This window comes from Sinomonas sp. R1AF57, from assembly GCF_002224485.1.
Lineage (GTDB): Bacteria > Actinomycetota > Actinomycetes > Actinomycetales > Micrococcaceae > Sinomonas > Sinomonas flava.
Genome location: NZ_CP022463.1, coordinates 2,920,374 through 2,936,666, shown reverse-complemented (window position 1 = coordinate 2,936,666; position 16,293 = coordinate 2,920,374). Strand labels below are relative to the sequence as shown.

Annotated in this window: 17 protein-coding genes; 12 read left to right on the top strand and 5 right to left on the bottom strand. The window is 71.0% G+C overall.

Translation table 11 applies throughout. From position 1 onward, the window contains the following. Positions 1–226 precede the first annotated feature (226 nt). Both CGQ25_RS13510 and CGQ25_RS13505 read left to right on the top strand, forming a co-directional pair. The gene (locus tag CGQ25_RS13510) at positions 227–1,927 is read left to right on the top strand and encodes a DEAD/DEAH box helicase (protein WP_208710387.1); all 1,701 of its coding nucleotides are present in this window, start codon (positions 227–229) and stop codon (positions 1,925–1,927) included. Between the two features lie 90 nt (positions 1,928–2,017). Next, positions 2,018–2,503, top strand: coding sequence for a pyridoxamine 5'-phosphate oxidase family protein (locus CGQ25_RS13505; RefSeq protein ID WP_208710386.1), 486 nt, complete (start codon positions 2,018–2,020; stop codon positions 2,501–2,503). Here the strand turns inward: CGQ25_RS13505 and CGQ25_RS13500 are convergent. Together CGQ25_RS13500 and CGQ25_RS13495 are read right to left on the bottom strand one after the other, a co-directional pair. Beyond that, entirely contained in the window at positions 2,500–2,844 is a 345-nt protein-coding gene (locus CGQ25_RS13500; RefSeq protein ID WP_208710385.1) for a multidrug efflux SMR transporter, read from the bottom strand. The genes CGQ25_RS13505 and CGQ25_RS13500 overlap by 4 nt on opposite strands. A gap of 2 nt (positions 2,845–2,846) precedes the next feature. Further along, on the bottom strand, positions 2,847–3,176 hold the full coding sequence (locus CGQ25_RS13495) for a multidrug efflux SMR transporter (RefSeq protein ID WP_208710384.1): 330 nt from the start codon (positions 3,174–3,176) through the stop codon (positions 2,847–2,849). A gap of 82 nt (positions 3,177–3,258) precedes the next feature. Between CGQ25_RS13495 and CGQ25_RS13490 the strand changes: the two genes are divergently transcribed. The 3 genes from CGQ25_RS13490 to CGQ25_RS13480 all read left to right on the top strand — a co-directional run bounded on the left by CGQ25_RS13490 (position 3,259) and on the right by CGQ25_RS13480 (position 4,867). Then, positions 3,259–3,660, top strand: coding sequence for a YccF domain-containing protein (locus CGQ25_RS13490; RefSeq protein ID WP_208710383.1), 402 nt, complete (start codon positions 3,259–3,261; stop codon positions 3,658–3,660). Positions 3,661–3,764: 104 nt separating this feature from the next. Further along, complete coding sequence (locus CGQ25_RS13485) at positions 3,765–4,352, top strand: YceI family protein (protein ID WP_208710382.1); 588 nt, start codon at positions 3,765–3,767, stop codon at positions 4,350–4,352. Positions 4,353–4,354: 2 nt separating this feature from the next. Next, a complete protein-coding gene (locus tag CGQ25_RS13480) occupies positions 4,355–4,867 on the top strand; it encodes a 2'-5' RNA ligase family protein (protein WP_208710381.1) in 513 nt (170 codons plus the stop codon). Here CGQ25_RS13480 and CGQ25_RS13475 read toward each other — a convergent pair. Beyond that, complete coding sequence (locus CGQ25_RS13475; RefSeq protein WP_208710380.1) at positions 4,864–5,763, bottom strand: DUF4031 domain-containing protein; 900 nt, start codon at positions 5,761–5,763, stop codon at positions 4,864–4,866. The two genes, CGQ25_RS13480 and CGQ25_RS13475, sit on opposite strands and share 4 nt — an antisense overlap. A 208-nt stretch (positions 5,764–5,971) precedes the next feature. Here CGQ25_RS13475 and CGQ25_RS13470 point away from each other — a divergent pair, with 208 nt between their 5' ends. From CGQ25_RS13470 to clpB, 5 genes are all read left to right on the top strand, one after another. Beyond that, a complete protein-coding gene (locus CGQ25_RS13470) occupies positions 5,972–6,505 on the top strand; it encodes a PadR family transcriptional regulator (RefSeq protein ID WP_208710379.1) in 534 nt (177 codons plus the stop codon). Positions 6,506–6,516: 11 nt separating this feature from the next. Then, positions 6,517–7,257: an ABC transporter ATP-binding protein gene (locus tag CGQ25_RS13465; protein WP_222703652.1), complete on the top strand. Its 741-nt coding sequence runs from the start codon at positions 6,517–6,519 to the stop codon at positions 7,255–7,257. Positions 7,258–7,263: 6 nt separating this feature from the next. Continuing rightward, on the top strand, positions 7,264–9,612 hold the full coding sequence (locus CGQ25_RS13460; RefSeq protein WP_208710377.1) for an FtsX-like permease family protein: 2,349 nt from the start codon (positions 7,264–7,266) through the stop codon (positions 9,610–9,612). A gap of 33 nt (positions 9,613–9,645) precedes the next feature. Then, positions 9,646–10,116 carry a DUF6220 domain-containing protein gene (locus CGQ25_RS13455; RefSeq protein WP_208710376.1) on the top strand — a complete coding sequence of 157 codons (471 nt, stop codon included), beginning with the start codon at positions 9,646–9,648 and terminating at the stop codon, positions 10,114–10,116. Between the two features lie 155 nt (positions 10,117–10,271). Further along, a complete protein-coding gene (clpB, locus tag CGQ25_RS13450; RefSeq protein WP_208710375.1) occupies positions 10,272–12,914 on the top strand; it encodes an ATP-dependent chaperone ClpB in 2,643 nt (880 codons plus the stop codon). An 87-nt stretch (positions 12,915–13,001) separates the two neighbouring features. On the opposite strand, the gene CGQ25_RS13445 is transcribed toward clpB, so the two are convergent. Beyond that, the gene (locus tag CGQ25_RS13445; protein ID WP_208710374.1) at positions 13,002–13,430 is read right to left on the bottom strand and encodes a septum formation family protein; all 429 of its coding nucleotides are present in this window, start codon (positions 13,428–13,430) and stop codon (positions 13,002–13,004) included. 349 nt (positions 13,431–13,779) lie between these two features. Between CGQ25_RS13445 and CGQ25_RS13440 the strand changes: the two genes are divergently transcribed. Together CGQ25_RS13440 and CGQ25_RS13435 are read left to right on the top strand one after the other, a co-directional pair. After that, positions 13,780–14,010, top strand: a complete 231-nt coding sequence (locus CGQ25_RS13440; protein ID WP_208710373.1) for a DUF3073 domain-containing protein — start codon at positions 13,780–13,782, stop codon at positions 14,008–14,010. 4 nt (positions 14,011–14,014) lie between these two features. Next, on the top strand, positions 14,015–14,980 hold the full coding sequence (locus CGQ25_RS13435) for an NAD-dependent protein deacetylase (protein WP_208713087.1): 966 nt from the start codon (positions 14,015–14,017) through the stop codon (positions 14,978–14,980). A gap of 31 nt (positions 14,981–15,011) precedes the next feature. Here the strand turns inward: CGQ25_RS13435 and CGQ25_RS13430 are convergent, their stop codons facing one another. Next, positions 15,012–16,244, bottom strand: coding sequence for a cytochrome P450 (locus CGQ25_RS13430; RefSeq protein ID WP_255405317.1), 1,233 nt, complete (start codon positions 16,242–16,244; stop codon positions 15,012–15,014). Positions 16,245–16,293: the final 49 nt, after the last annotated feature.

The window sequence follows — 16,293 nt, the reverse complement described above, 5'->3', positions numbered from 1 at the left end:
CGGGGGCAGACGCCGAGCGCTGCGCTGGTAGACTGGATGAGGCGCGTTGACTGCGCCTGCGTCGAAGAACGCGTTTCCAGCCCCCTTCCTGCATGGAGCCAGCGGCCGAGTCCCCTCGAGGCCGCCGCGACCCGGGAAGGCGTGGTGCCGGTCTCATTTCCTCGGCGACCCCGCGAACTCGCTTTGGGCCCGCGGGACGTTCCGACCATGGAGACTCTGTACAGCCATGTCTGACATCACCTTTGCATCCCTCGGCGTGCCCGCCGCCCTGACCCGCGTGCTCGCGGAGCAGGGCATCGAGACGCCGTTCCCCATCCAGACCAAGACTCTGCCGGACACCCTCGCGGGCCGGGACGTCCTCGGCCGCGGCCAGACCGGCTCGGGGAAGACGATCGCGTTCGCGATCCCGCTCGTCGCCCGCCTCGCCGCGCAGGGGGCGGCCATCTCCCGCACGCCGCGGCGCCCGCAGGGCCTCGTCCTCGCCCCGACCCGCGAGCTCGCGACCCAGATCAACTCGACGGTCGAGCCGCTCGCCAGGGCTGCCGGCCTCGTGACGACGGTCATCTACGGCGGCGTCTCCCAGGCACGCCAGGAGCGCGCCCTCAACGCCGGCGTCGACATCGTCATCGCGTGCCCCGGCCGCCTCGAGGACCTCGGCCGGCAGAAGCTCGTCTCGCTCGCCGGGGTCGACGTGACCGTCCTCGACGAGGCCGACCACATGGCGGACCTCGGGTTCCTGCCCGTGGTCAAGCGGCTCCTCGACCAGACCCCGAAGGGCGGCCAGCGGCTGCTCTTCTCCGCGACGCTGGACAACGGCGTGGACAAGCTCGTCACCCGCTACCTCCTGGACCCGCTCACCCACTCGGTCGACGCGCCGCAGGCCGCCGTGAGCACCATGGAGCACCACGTCCTGCTCACGCAGGACGCGACGAGCAAGAAGAACCTCATCGAGGAGCTCGCCTCGGGACAGGGCCGCCGGGTCCTCTTCATGCGCACCAAGCACCACGCGAAGCGCCTCGCCCAGCAGCTGACCAAGTCGGGCATCCCCGCCGTCGACCTCCACGGCAACCTCTCCCAGAACGCCCGCGACCGGAACCTCGCGGAGTTCTCCTCGGGCGAGGTGCGCGTCCTCGTCGCGACTGACGTGGCAGCGCGCGGCGTCCACGTGGACGACGTCGAGCTCGTGGTCCACGTGGACCCGCCCGCCGAGCACAAGGCGTACCTGCACCGCTCGGGCCGCACGGCCCGCGCCGGCTCGGAGGGCACGGTCGTGACCATCGCCCTGCCCGAGCAGAAGCAGGACGTGCGCAAGCTCATGCGCGACGCCGGCGTGGCGGTGGAGTTCACTCCCGTCACGACCTCCTCCCCGGAGGTCGCGGCCCTGGTGGGCGAGCGCGCCGCGCTCGTCGACCCGGCCGAGCGTGCCGCCGCGGTGGCCGCCAGGATGCCGCAGCAGGGCGGCGGAGCCTCGGACGGGGCCAACGCACGGCGCAAGCGCTCGCGGCGCGGAGCGGGCGGGGACGGCCGGACCGCCAACGCCGGGTCGAAGGCCGCGCACGACGACGTCGCCCGCCGGGGCGGTCGCGGCGCCGCCGGCTCGGCGCACCGCAACGACGTTCCGGCCGCGCGCGGCGAGCAGGGCCGCGGCCGCGGGTCCCGCGGTCAGCAGCCCCAGGGCCAGCAGACCCGGAGCACCCAGGCGCGGGGCCAGCAGCCCCGAGGCCAGCAGGGGAAGAACGAGGCTCGTGGCGGCAGCGCTCCCGTGTGGAGCTCGACCACGGGTGGGACCTCCGGCGGGAGCTTCGGTTCGGCCAAGTCCGGCCAGAGGGGCTCGGGCCAGAAGGGCGGCGGCGCGCAGGACGGCGCCGCGTCCCGCGGCCGGCGCGGTCCCCGCCGGGCGAGCGCACCGGCGTCGAACGCCCGCTGATCCCGACCGCCGGGAGGGCCCGCCGGGAGGCGGCTCCCGGCGGGCCCTAGGGCCCTAAGTCCCGCCCGATCCGAGGCATAGACTGGCTGCATGAGCACCTACGAGCGCCACATTCCGTCGACGTCCGAGGGCGTACGGGAGCTTGCCCACGAGGACTGCTGGGAGCGGCTCCGCACGCTCGTGGTGGGTCGGCTCGCGTTCAGCACAGGCGAGCGGCTCGAGCTCTTCCCCATCAACTACCTCGTGGACCGGGGCACCCTCCTCTTCCGGACCGCGCCGGGCTCCAAGCTCGGCGCGTCGATGGGGCGCCTCCCGGTGGTCTTCGAAGTGGACGGGTACGAGGCCGAGAGCCGCGAGGCCTGGTCGGTCGTGGTCCATGGCCACCTCGAGCCGGTGCTCGACACCGCGGAGATCGTCGACGCCGTGGCCCTGCCGCTCTTCCCCTGGCAGTCCGGGGAGAAGGCGTTCTTCGTCCGCATCGTCCCCGACGAGATCTCCGGCCGGCAGTTCCAGGTGGCCGACCCGTCCCGCTGGGTCTCCCCGTTCACGGGCGTGCGGCGCTCGTCCGCCGACTAGTCCTGCCGCGGGCCGGCCTCCGCGCGCCCTCCGAGCGCCTTGAGCCCGGCGGAGCAGGCCACGATCCCGGCGACGAAGAGCGCCTTGGGCCAGCTGAACTCCTCCGCGCCGGTGGCGACGGACCACGCCACCGTCAGCGACGCCCCCACCCCGACCCACACCGCGTAGGCAGTGCCGAGCGGGATGCGCCGGACGCTCCAGGCGAGCCCGGCCATGCTCGCGATGGTGGCGACGAGGAACAGGGCCGTCTCGGCCGGCCGGGTGAATCCCTGCGAGGCTCCGAGGGCTGTTGCCCAGACGGCCTCGAGCACCGCCGAGGCCAGAAGCACCGCCCACGCCATCGCTAGGACACCGCCTTGAGGCCGGCCACGCACCCGGCGATGCCGAGGAGCAGGAGGACGCGCGCCGCCGTCGTGCGTCGCGTGCCCCCGCGCTCGGCGCCGGACGCCATCGCGTAGCCGGCGGTGAGCACGACGCCCACCCCCACCCAGACCGCATAGGCCGTCCCGACGGGGATCTCGGCCATCGCGAGCGCGAGGCCGCCCATGCTGCCCGCGAGGGCGGCCAGGAAGAGGAGCGTCGGCAGGGGGCGCCGGAAGCCTTGGGACCGTTCGAGCGCTGCGGCCCAGACGGCCTCGAGCGCGCCCGAGCAGATGAGGATGATCCAGGACATGGCTGATCCACCGTAGCAACTCCGCCGGCAGCCTTCTCGGAGGCCGCTATGACCTTTCCGTGGGGAGGGGCAGACTGGTCCCATGAAGACCCTCCTGAATCTGATCTGGTTCATCTTCGGCGGCTTCGTCCTGGCCCTCGGCTACTTCCTCGCCGGCATCGTCTGCTGCGCGCTCATCATCACGATCCCGTGGGGGATCGCGTCGTTCAGGATCGGCTCCTATGCGCTCTGGCCATTTGGCCGCACCATCGTGGACCGCGGCGGCCGCGTCGGAGCCTTCTCGACTCTGGGCAACGTGATCTGGCTCCTCGTTGCGGGGATCTGGATCGCCATCGGCCACGTCGCCACGGCCATCACCATGGCGATGACCATCGTCGGCATCCCGCTCGCGATCGCCAACCTCAAGCTCATCCCCGTCTCGCTCATGCCGCTCGGGAAGGAGATCGTGCCCACGGACCGCCTGATGGCGGGCTACGGCCGCTGAATCGATCGCCAGGCCTCTTTGACTGGACAGACGGGCTCATCCGTGCAGGGCGTCTTGGAATCGGGCGGAGCAGCGCTATAGGTTTGATCCGACAAGGAGGCACAATGCCCGAACTCGATAGTTCCCTGGCAGGCGAATGGAAGTTCGACCCGGCGCACACGCGGATCGGCTTCTCCACCCGGCACGCGATGGTCACGAAGGTCCGCGGCGCGTTCAACGACGTCGAGGGCACCATCTTCGTCGACGTGGACGAACCCACCAACTCGTCCGTCAAGGTCGTCATCCAGGTGGCCAGCATCGACACGCGCAACGAGCAGCGTGACCAGCACCTGCGCACCAACGACTTCTTCGACGCGCCGCACTATCCCGAGATCACCTTCATCTCCAAGCGCATCGACCAGATCGAGGACAACAGCTTCATCGTCAACGGTGAGCTGACCATCCGCGGCGTCACGAAGGAGATCGCGGTGCCCATCGAGTTCGTCGGCGTCGAGAAGGACCCGTTCGGCAACCTTCGCGCCGGCTTCGAGGGCTCCCGCCGGATCGACCGCAAGGACTTCGGCGTGAACTGGAACGCGGCGCTGGACTCCGGCGGCGTGCTCGTCTCCGACCGCATCCTGCTCGAGTTCGAGGTCTCGGCCATCAAGACCCCAGCCGACGGCGGCAGCGGCCAGGGTGCCCAGCAGTCCTGACCATGGCTGGCGCGGCTGCCGACGGGCTCCACCCGTTCGTCGCGGTCGCCTTCGTCGAGCCCGCCCCCGTGGGGGAGCGGTTCGGGAAGCGGCACTGGCCCCTGCACGTGACGCTCCTGCGATTCGACATGGCCCCGGAGGCCGCCCGTGAGGCGGTGTCCGGGGCCCTCGGCGTCTTCGGGCCCCCGCACGTCACGGTGGGACACGACGCCGACTTCGGCTACAGGGGCAGAGTCCGGGTGAGCCTCGTGGAGCCGGACACCGCGCTCCAGTCCCTCCATGACCGCATCCGGGTGGCCGTCGCAGCGGCTGGCGGGAGGATCCACAGCCCGCAGCACACCGGCCGCGGCTTCCGACCGCACATCACGGTTCAGGGCGACCGCCGCGTCGCCCGGGGAGACCGGCTCATCCTGGGCGCGGTGTCCCTCGTCGACATGGCCCCTGACGGCGACACCGACTGGCGGCTCCCGGTCGCCGAGTGGGCCGCCCGGTCCGGCCAGGAGACGGCGGGCTAGGGCCGGAGGCGGGCGAGCTCCGCAGCCATGTTCTCCCGCGCCCGGGCGAGCCACAGCTGCCGTGCTGCGGGCGTGTGGAAGAGGGGATCCAGCCCGAGGAGCTGCTCGAGCACCGCGGCACGGCCCGCGCGGAAGGCGTCCTCAGGGACGTGCGCGTACTCCTCGCGCACCCGCGCGGCGTAGCGCCTGTACCCGTGCGGATCCCGGCCCAGCACCTCGAGGTCCGCGTCGCACACGAGCTGCCCCGCGACGTCGTGCGCGTCCGGTGCGTGCGCGGCGGTGAGCCGAACGAGGCGGGCCACCTCGCCGACCTCGGCATCGCCCAGCCCCGCCGCGCTGAGCCGGTGCTCGGCCAGACGCGCCGAGTCCTCCTCGTCCTGCCCCGGGGCGCCGCCCGCGCTGTACACGGCGTCGTGGTACCACGCCGCGAGCACGACGGCGCGCGGCACCGGCGCGGATGAGGCGTCGCCGTCGGCGATCGTCTCGAGGGCGGTCAGAACGGCGAAGAGGTGCGCGCGCGTGTGGTACCGGCGATGGGGCTCGGACCAGCGGTCGAGGAGCTCGCGGCCGAGGTCCTCACGGGCTGGCATGAGCCTCGACCAGCGCTGGCGCAGCGGGAGGTCGAGCGCCTTGGCCCGCTCGCGGGCTGGGACGCGCAGGCCTGAGGCGATGAGCTTCCGGGCGAGGTCGCGCCCGGTGACCTCGAGGGCACCGAGGCCCACGAGCTCGGCATGGCGGCGCTCGGGGACATCGTAGTGGTCTTCGTCGAAGGCCCGCTCGGGGATGCCGGCCGCTGCGGCGAACCCGTGGAGCTCGGCGAGGGACGTGGTCGAGACGAGGTGCGCGAACACCGTCCCGTGCGCCGGCCAGATGGGGGAGTCGATGAGGATCGCCATGCCATCCAGCATCCCACCGCCGCCGAAGTCACCCCGTGTGACGCCGAGGTCACCCCGTGTGGCGCCGAGGTCACCCCGTGTGGCGGCGAGGTCACCCCGTGTGGCAGCCGAGGTCACCCCCCGGACGCATGGAAGACCGTTGCTCCCCATATGCATATGTCATATACTTTTGCCGTATGCATAGCATGTTTCGCGGAGGAGGTGCCCGGTGTCCCTGAGATTCGGCGTCCTGGGCCTCATCGCGGACGAAGCGCTCCACGGCTACGAGGTCAAGCAGCGCTTCGAGGACATGCTCGGCGGTACGTGGGATGTCAACATTGGCTCCGTCTACCAGATGCTGCAGCGGCTGGAGCGGGACGGGCTTGTGGAGGCGGTCGGTGAACGCGGAGACCGCGGGCGCCAGGCGTACCGGGCCACGCGCGCGGGTCGGACCGTCGTCGCCGAGTGGCTGAGCGGCCCGGACAAGCAGCCCGAGCTGCTTCGGGACGAGGTCTACGTCAAGGTGCTGCTGCTGGCCCGGGCCAAGGACCCGGATAGGGAGAGGATCCGGCAGGTCCTCGACACCCAGCGGCGCGCCTACCTCCAGCGGCTGCGCGACCTGGCAGACCAGGAGCGCGCCGCGCGGAATGGCGGCGGGGCGGCAGGCGCCTCGCTGGCCCTGCTGTTCCAGGCAGGACGGCTCCATACTGAAGCCAGCCTGAAATGGCTCGACGCCTGCGCCGAGGAGCTTGCCGGTCTTTAGGGGTGGTTCTCATGACCGCACTTGTCCAGCTTCAGAAGGTGAGCCGCGTCTATGACGGCGGCTCTGAGACGGTGGCACTCGACGCCGTCAACCTCATCGTCCAGCGCGGCGAGTTCACCGCGATCATGGGACCGTCGGGGAGCGGGAAGTCGACGCTGCTCAACCTCATCGCAGGCCTCGACCGGCCGACGTCGGGGACCGTCACGGTGGCCGGTGTGGACGTCGGTGCGTCCGGCCAGTCGGCGCTCGCGAAGTTCCGGCGCGTCTCCGTCGGCTTCGTGTTCCAGTTCTTCAACCTGCTCGGGACCATGACCGTCGCGGAGAACGTCGCCGTGCCGGCGGAGCTCGCGGGGAGGCCGCGCGCCGTTGTGCGGGAACGGGTTGCGAGCGTGCTCGAGGACCTCGGGATCGCGGACCTCGCGCACAAGTATCCCGACAGCCTCAGCGGCGGCCAGAAGCAGCGCGTCTCGCTGGGCCGGGCTCTCGTCAACGAGCCGGCACTCCTACTGGCCGACGAGCCGACGGGCGCCCTGGACAGCCGCTCGGGGCAGCAGGTCATGGACCTTGTCGCGGCGCTGAACGAGCATGGCCAGACAGTCCTCTTCGTGACCCACGACCATCAGCTCGCCACGGCCTACGGGCGGCGCATCGTCACCCTGCGTGACGGACGGATCGCGGATGACACGATGCTCGACTCCCGCCGCGCCGTCCCCCTCGGGGAACTCATCGGCTGGAACCACGAGGGGCGGTGAGCGGCCATGCGCGCAGTGTGGGGCTACGTCTGGGCCGCCGTGCGTCGGCACCGGCTCCAGAGCGTGAGCGTCGCGGTGATCTGCTTCATGGGGATGGCGCTGACCTCGCTGGCCGTCACCGTCTTCCTCCGCAGCACCTCGGCCTGGGAGGACGGGTTCCGTGCTACGAACGGCGCCCATCTCGTGATGACGTTCGACGCCGGTGTGGTCACCCGGGCGCAGGTCGAGGCTACCGCTTCGGTCGCCGGGGTTGAGGCTCTGGGGGAGGTCCAGGAGTCGGTCACGCTTCCTGCGGCACAAGGCGAGCTGCACAGGACCATCCAGATCCTGGGGAGATCCGACGCGGGCGGTGCCGTGGGTAGGCTCAACCTCGTCGACGGACGCTGGCCAAGCTCGCCGGACGAGATCGCGGTCAACAAGGTGGTGCTCGACGAGGGCCGCGCGCACTTCGGCACCGGCCAGGATGTCGCGGTCGCGACCGCGGGCGGTCTGCGGCTCTTCCGGGCTGTCGGGCAGGTGGATGACCTCATGGCGTTCGATTCCTTCGGCTCCATCCAGCGCGGTTGGGTCCAGCCCGCAGTCGCGGCCGAACTGGCGGCTCCCGTGGCACGCGGAGATGCCGCACGCCAGTGGCTGGCACCCTACCGCGTGAGCGGGGACGTCAGCGACGCCCGGCTCGCAGCCACCGCAGCTGCCATCGGCGGGATTCTTCCCTCCGGTGCCGTTGCCAAGGCCCCGCTGTACTGGAGCGTCTCGAAGTCTTCATCCAACTGGGCAACCCAGGCCTTCGGCGCCGTGGTCTACGTCTTCATGGTTGCCGCGCTCCTGACAGTCGTGTTCCTTGTGGCGAGCATCGTCGCGGGATCCGTCCTCGCCACCCGCCGCGACCTGGGCGTGGGCAAGGCCCTTGGCCTGACGCCTGCCCAGGCCGTGGCGGCGGTGATCGGCCAGATGCTCGTCCCTGCCGCGCTCGGGGCTCTTGCCGGCCTGCCGCTCGGGCTCGCCTCGAGCGCTCCCTTCCTCAGCTCGAGCTCCGACACGCTCCGCGTGCCCGTCCCCAGCCCGGTGGACCTTCCCATGGACGTCGGGCTCTATGCTGGCATGCTCGGTCTGGTTGGCCTCGTCGCACTGGGTCCGGCCGTCCGCGCCGCCAGGGTTCCCGCCGTGGTCGCCTTGCGGGATGGCCCGGAGTGGGGCGGCCATCCTTCGAGGCTCGCGGCCGCCGTCGACCGCCTCGGGCTGCCGCGGGCGGTCCGGCTGGGGATGGTCGATGTAGCCAGACGGCCCGTTCGCTCGCTGCTGACCCTCGGTGCGGTGGCTGTCGGCCTGGCCGTTCTGACGCTCGCGCTCACGTTTGCCCCTGCGGCTGCCTCGCTCGCCGCCGACCGCGCGAGCTGGGGCGGGGCGCAGGACTTCGACGTGGTCCGCGCCCCGCAGGCGACCGACGCGGAAGTGAGCGCTGCGCTTGCTGCGCGGCCCGAGATTGCCTCCACCCTCCAGTCTGCGACGGCTCAGCTTGCCGTCCGTGGCCGAGCCCAGTCCATTCCTCTCACGGGAATGAGGGGGGACGCTCCCGCCTTTGGATATCGGGCGCTACGCGGCCACTGGTTCGCGGGACCCGACGAGGCAGTGATTGCCGGCGGCACCGCCAAGGACTTGGACCTGCGGGTGGGCGACACGGTCACCGGGACTGTGGCAGGGCGGCCCTTCTCGGCGCGCGTGTCCGGGATTATGAACGACATTGCGGGCGGCGGCCTCGGGGTTCGGGTGCCTTGGCCAGCGTTCGAGTCGATCGTGCCGGGCGCCCAGCCGAATCAGTACCAGGTCAGGCTCGGCGACGCGGCGGACACCAAGCGCGTCATTGCCGCACTCAATGAGGACGACGGCGCGCTCCTGCAGGCCAGGCCCGTCATCTGGGGCGGCTACGCCGACGGGTTCCTCGGCATCCTCAACTCTCTGGTGGGCGGCCTCGCGACGGCGATCATCGTGCTGGCCGCGGCGGGCGTCTTCAACGTCGCGTTCCTTGCCGTGATGGAGCGGCGACGCGATCACGCGATCCTCAAAGCGCTCGGCATGTCCGCCCGGCAGTTCGTTGCGATGGTCTTCTCGTTCGGCGCCGTCCTGACGGTGTGCGCAGCGCTCATCGGGATCCCCCTGGGCCTGTGGTTCGAGGACTACCTCCTGAACGCCGTCATGGGGTCGCAGTGGGGCTTCGAGCTTCCTCAGGGGAGCCTCAGCCCGCTCACGGGGCTGGCGATCGCCGCCGGCGGCCTCGCCGTCGCCCTCCTCGGCACGGCCATTCCGGCGCGGCGCGCACTTCGGGTGCCCGCCGCCGTCGTCCTCCACTCCGAATAGCCCGGCCAGCCGGGCGCTCTTCAAGGAATCATCATGCGCAAGGCCTTCCTTGTTGTCGCCGCACTCATGGCGGCGGACGTCATCGCACAGCTGTACCTCGCCGGGGTCGGCGCCTTCAATGTCGGCGGCCGTGGCGACGGCCTTGAGGACGGTTTCGCCGTCCACGCCATGAACGGCCGGGTCGTCATGCCCGCACTCGCTCTGGCACTGATCCTCTTCGCTGCCCTGGCGCGGGCTGGCAGGGGGACGATCTGGCTGGCAATCGTGATCCTGCTCTTCGTGGCCTTCGTGCAGGCCTTCGCGATTCTGATCCCGCTCATGCTCACCGGGTCTACCATCGACCGGATGTCCGTGGGTGCGGTCTGGGCCGCAGCCGGCCACCCGATCACGGGGCTGGCGCTCATCGCCATCAGCATCGTGGTCCTCGTGCGGGCCTATCGCCTCGTGCGGCGTGGAGGGCTCCGCGAGGTAGCGCGTCCCACGCAGGCGGCGCGTGCGTCCTGACCTGTCGCCCGCGTCCGTTCCCAGCAGGACGCGGGCGGCTCCCTTCCCAGCTTGGTCCTGAAACTTGAGCACGATACACTCAAGTTAGATGCGTTGACCTAAGTGAGGTCGGCGCGGTTGGATGGGTCCGGAAGCTGCGTGGAAGGGAGCTCGTTTTGGACGTCAAATTCACCACCAAGAGCCAGGAGGCGCTCTCTGCTGCGGCCATGAACGCCTCGACGGCGGGCAACCCGCAGGTCGAGCCCCCGCACCTGCTCAAGGCGCTCATGGACCAGCGGGAGGGCGTCGCTGTCGCACTCCTGCGCGCCACCGGCGCCGACCCCGACGCGGTGAGCGTCGCCGCGAGCACGGCCATCAAGGCGATGCCCTCCAGCTCGGGCAGCACCGTGGCCCAGGCGCAGCTCAGCCGCCAGGGGCTCCAGGTCATCCAGGCGGCACAGCAGCAGGCCGAGCAGCTGGGGGACACCTACGTCTCGACCGAGCACCTCCTGCTCGGCCTCGCTGCCGACGGCGGGGCAGCCGGCAAGGCGCTCCGCGACGCGGGGGCCTCCCGTGAGGCGCTCAGCGCCGCACTGCCCGGCGTCCGCGGGGACCGCAAGGTCGACTCCCCGGATCCCGAGAACACGTTCCAGTCGCTCGAGAAGTACGGCACCGATCTAACCGCAGTCGCCCGCTCCGGCAAGCTCGACCCGGTGATCGGGCGCGACTCCGAGATCCGGCGCGTCATCCAGGTCCTCTCGCGCCGCACCAAGAACAACCCGGTGCTCATCGGCGAGCCCGGCGTCGGCAAGACCGCCGTCGTCGAGGGCCTCGCCCAGCGCATCGTCGCCGGCGACGTCCCCGAGAGCCTGCGCGGCAAGACGCTGATCTCCCTGGACCTCGGCTCGATGGTGGCCGGCGCGAAGTACCGCGGCGAGTTCGAGGAGCGGCTCAAGGCCGTTCTCGAGGAGATCAAGGCCTCCGAGGGCGAGATCGTGACGTTCATCGACGAGATCCACACCGTGGTCGGCGCAGGTGCCACCGGCGACTCCTCGATGGACGCCGGCAACATGCTCAAGCCCATGCTGGCCCGCGGGGAGCTGCGCCTCATCGGCGCGACCACCCTCGACGAGTACCGCGAGAACATCGAGAAGGACGCCGCGCTCGAGCGCCGCTTCCAGCAGGTGTTCGTGGGCGAGCCGAGCGTAGACGACACGATCGCGATCCTCCGCGGCCTCAAGGAGCGCTACGAGGCCCACCACAAGGTCGCAATCGCGGACTCGGCACTCGTCGCCGCCGCGACGCTGTCCAACCGCTACATCTCCGGGCGCCAGCTCCCCGACAAGGCCATCGACCTCGTGGACGAGGCCGCGTCCCGCCTGCGCATGGAGATCGACTCGGCGCCGGAGGAGATCGACCAGCTTCGCCGCGCCGTCGACCGCCTCACCATGGAGGAGCTGGCGCTCGAGGGCGAGACCGACGCCGCGAGCGTCGAGCGGCTCGCTGCCCTGCGCGAGGACATGGCGGACAAGAAGGAGCAGCTCGCCGCGCTCAACGCGCGCTGGGAGTCCGAGAAGGCCGGGCTCAACCGCGTCGGCGAGCTCAAGGCCAAGCTCGACGAGCTCCGCTCGCTCGCGGACAAGGCCCAGCGCGAGGGCGATCTCGGGGAAGCCTCACGGATCCTGTACGGCGAGATCCCCACCCTAGAACGCGAGCTCACGGCCGCCGCAGAGGCAGAGGCGGCCAAGGAGCAGACAGGCGGCGGCTCGAAGATGGTTGCCGAGGAGGTCACGGCGGACGACATCGCCGAGGTCATCTCGGCCTGGACCGGCATCCCGGCCGGCCGCATGCTGCAGGGCGAGAGCCAGAAGCTCCTGCACATGGAGGAGGAGCTCGGCAAGCGCCTCATCGGCCAGTCCAAGGCTGTCGCCGCCGTCTCCGACGCGGTCCGCCGCGCCCGGGCCGGCATCAGCGACCCCAACCGGCCCACCGGCTCGTTCCTGTTCCTCGGCCCCACCGGCGTGGGCAAGACCGAGCTCGCCAAGGCGCTCGCGGACTTCCTGTTCGACGACGAGCGCGCCATGGTGCGCATCGACATGAGCGAGTACTCGGAGAAGCACGCCGTGGCACGCCTGGTCGGTGCCCCTCCGGGGTACGTCGGGTACGAGGAGGGCGGCCAGCTCACCGAGGCCGTGCGGCGCCGGCCCTACTCCGTCATCCTGCTCGACGAGGTCGAGAAGGCCCACCCCGAGGTGTTCGACATCCTCCTGCAGGTGCTCGACGACGGCCGCCTCACCGACGGCCAGGGCCGCACGGTGGACTTCCGCAACGTGATCCTCGTGCTGACCTCGAACCTCGGCAGCCAGTACCTCGTCGACCAGACGCTCGGCGAGCAGGCCAAGCGCGATCTCGTCATGAGCGTGGTGAACTCCTCCTTCAAGCCGGAGTTCCTCAACCGGCTCGATGAGGTCATCATGTTCGACGCGCTCTCCGTGGACGAGCTCGCCCGGATCGTCGAGCTGCAGGTTGACTCGCTCCAGGCGCGGCTCCAGGAACGCAGGCTCACCCTCGAGGTCACCGACGGCGCGCGGGCCTGGCTCGCGATGTCCGGCTACGACCCCGCGTACGGCGCGCGGCCGCTGCGCCGTCTGGTCCAGCGCGAGATCGGCGACCGGCTGGCCCGCGAGCTCCTCGCCGGTGACGTCGCGGACGGCGACACCGTGGTGGTGGACGTCGCGGACGTCGACGTGGACCTCAAGGACCTCAGCGGCGCCACGAGCGGCCTGAGCGTCCGGCGCAAGGAGCCTGCCGAGCGGTAGCTGCCGCGCGGCGTCGTGCGCACGACGGCGGCGGGCGGCATCCGCTCGGATGCCGCCCACCGCCGCGCTCACCCCGCTGTCGGTGCGTCAGGGCAGCAGCGAGGCCGTGAGCGTGTTGCCGTCGGTGCTCTCGACGTAGCAGTCGATGCGGCGGTCGCCGCTGCCCCAGCCCTCCTGGGTGGGGTAGGTGTACCGCTTCTTGAGCTTGCTCGAGTCCGACGGGAGCTTGAGGGAAACCTTGTCGCAGAGGTCCTTCGCGCGGCCCTCGAGGGCGTCCCGGCCGGGATACGCATCCTCCGCAGCGGCGGTGGTCTGGTCGACGAGCTGCGCCGAGTGCGGCTCAGAGCAGTCCACGCGCCGGTTCGAGTCCGCCGTCGGGTTGAAGTCGGCGAAGCAGTTGCCCTTGGTGTAGGACGCCGCCTTGACATCGTTCTGCGAGCTGCCGCCGCCGACCAGTGCGGAGATTCCCCAGATCCCAAGGCCCACGATCACGAGGCCCACCACCGCAGCGACCACGATGATCAGCCTGCGCCGGGAATCGGGCCGGCGTCTGCGCTGCTGATCCCCGCGTCCCGGATTGGGATCCCCTGTGACGGGTAGTGCGCCCGTACGCGGGGGACGGTCTGGACGGGGCGGAGGCGGCGGAAACGACCCGTTGGGTGGGCCGCCAGAGCCGTTGTGGCTGCTCATGTGCAGGGCTCACTTCCTTCTCGTTCGCACGGCACGTGGCACACGCCGCACGAATACGCAGTCGGCGGGAATTACATGTAGTCTAGACCTACGACAAATTGATCAATGACTCCGGGGCCTCGCGAGCGTGCCTTCGCGACAACCTCCGGGACGAGGCAAAAGAGGGGGTCACGCCATGGGGCGCGGCCGTCAAAAGGCTAAGGCAACTAAGCAGGCTCGGGATATCAAGTACTACAGCCCGACCACTGACTACGCGGCACTCGAGCGCGAACTCGGCTCGCAGGCCAGCCACTCTTCCCATCGGTACGCCGACGACTCCGAGCCCGACTACTCGGAGTACGAGGACAAGTACGGCGATCAGTTTGCCGACGAGGACGAGGACGAGGATTCCCGCCGGATCGGCTGAGCCACTGGACCCCTTCGAACACCCCGCCATTGCCGGGGCCCACGCTGCGGCCCTGCGCTCGATCGCACGCGAGGTGACGGAAACCGTCGGACCCCAGACGCCTGCCGTCGCACGCGACGGCATCCTTGGCATGCTGCGGGCCGGTGGCGTCCTGGTGCTCACGGGTGCGGGAGTCTCCACGGCGTCGGGCATCCCCGACTACCGGGGCCCGCAGGGCTCGTGGCGCAAGCACCGGCCCATGACGTACCAGGAGTTCCGCCACGACCCCGCGGCGCGCCACCGTTACTGGGCGCGAAGCTACATCGGCTGGCGGCACCTGAACCGTGCCGAGCCGAACCGCGCGCACCGGGCCCTCGCCGCGTTCGAGGCGGCGGGGCGGGTGGCCGGCGTCGTCACCCAGAATGTCGACGGCCTGCATGCCGCCGCCGGCACACGGAACCTGGTCACGCTCCACGGCGACCTGGACAAGGTCATGTGCCTCAACTGCGGCGCGATCGAGGGCCGCTCGAACCTGGACGAGCGTCTCGCCCAGGCGAACCCCGGCTACGCGGAAGCCGTTGCGCACGACCCCTCCACCGTCAACCCGGACGGCGACGTCGAGCTGGACGGGCGCTGGGTCGAGCGTTTCCGCATGGTGGGCTGCCTCGTGTGCGGGTCGGTGGAGCTCAAGCCGGATGTCGTGTACTTCGGCGAGAGCGTCCCCGCCGAGCGCAAGGAGCGGGCGACGGCGATGCTCGCCGAGGCGCGGAGCCTCCTCGTGCTCGGCTCGTCGCTCGCGGTGATGAGCGGCTTCCGGTTCGTCCTGGATGCGGGGCGGGCGGGGAAGCCTGTCGGAATCGTCAACCAGGGCCCCACGCGCGGAGACACCCGGGCCCACTGGCGCTGGCGGACCGATGTCGGCGAGGCGCTCGAGGAGCTCAGCTCCGAACTCGGATCCCCGGAGCCTGGGGAGGTGACCTCCGGGAGGTGACTCTCAGGAGGTGACCCCCGAGGGGCGGGAGCTAGCCCAGCCGCAGGGGCAGCGACCTCCACCCGCTGCCCGGGTAGGTGGCGCGCTGGGGGGCCTCGTCCGCCCGCTCGATGGACGCCGTGGCGGCGAGGAGCTCGTCCATCACGATCCTGAGCTCGAGCCGGGCCAGCGGCGCGCCCGGGCAGGCGTGGACGCCGTCCCCATAGAGCAGGTTGTCGGCCGGATTGCGGTCGAGCCTGAATTCGTCGGGGTCGCCGAACACGCGCTCGTCCCGATTGGCGGAGGCCCAGAGCACGATCACCCGCTCGCCCGCCGGGATCGCGCGGTCGCCGATCGTCACCGGCGCCGTGGTGCGGCGGCGGTTCGCGATGAGTGGTGCGTGGATGCGGAGGATTTCGTCGCTGGCCCGGGCGAGCAGCTCGCCGTCGTGCCTCTGTGCGCGGAGGGTGGCCTGCACGTCCGGGTTGCCGGCGAGGAAGTCCACGATGATCCCGACGCTCGCCGCGATGGTGCCGAGCTCGCCGACGGTCCAGTTCCGGACGATCGAGACGATCTCCTCGTCGCTGAGCCGCCGGCCGTCCACCCGCTCGCCGAGCAGCTCGGTCGTGGTGTCGGCGGGGGCGAGGTCGCCGGCGGAACGGCGCATGTCGAGCTGCTCGCGGACGTAGGAGTCGAACTCGACGGCCACGGCAGACATCGCGGCGCGGTCCATGGCCAGCGTCGCCGCGTGGTTCTTGCGCGTCCACGCGCGCAGCGGCTCGTGCAGCGTCTCGGGCCAGCCCATGAACGCGCACTGGACCTCGTTCGCGAAGGGCTCGGCGAACGCGGACATGAGGTCGACCTCGCCCGGCACGCGCAGCGCCGCCGCGAGCCGCTGGGCGATCGCTCGGCATTCGGGCTCGAATGCCGCCATGCGGTCCGGGGTGTAGTACCTGTCCACGATCGCGCGGAAGGGCCCGTGCCGCGGCGGGTCCATGCCGTTGGGGACGGAGAGGTGCGCCGAGACCGCGTTGGAGAAGGTGCCGGGGTCGGCGAGGATGCGCTTCGTGTCGGCGTGCCCGAACACCGCCCAGTTGCCCTGGGCGCCGAGCGCGACCGGGCACTTCGCCCGCATCGCGTCGTAGGCCGCGATCTGGTCCGACTGGACCTCGGAGCTGCGGGGGTCCCAGTCGAACGCCGGGGCCGGGCCGTGCGCGGTCTCGGTCACGCTCGCGGTCGCCGTCTCCGTCGCGGTCTCGGGCCGGGCGTTCTCCTCCATGTCCATGCCACCACCGTGCCAGACTCCCCGTTCCGGGTACAGGTACAGCGCACGA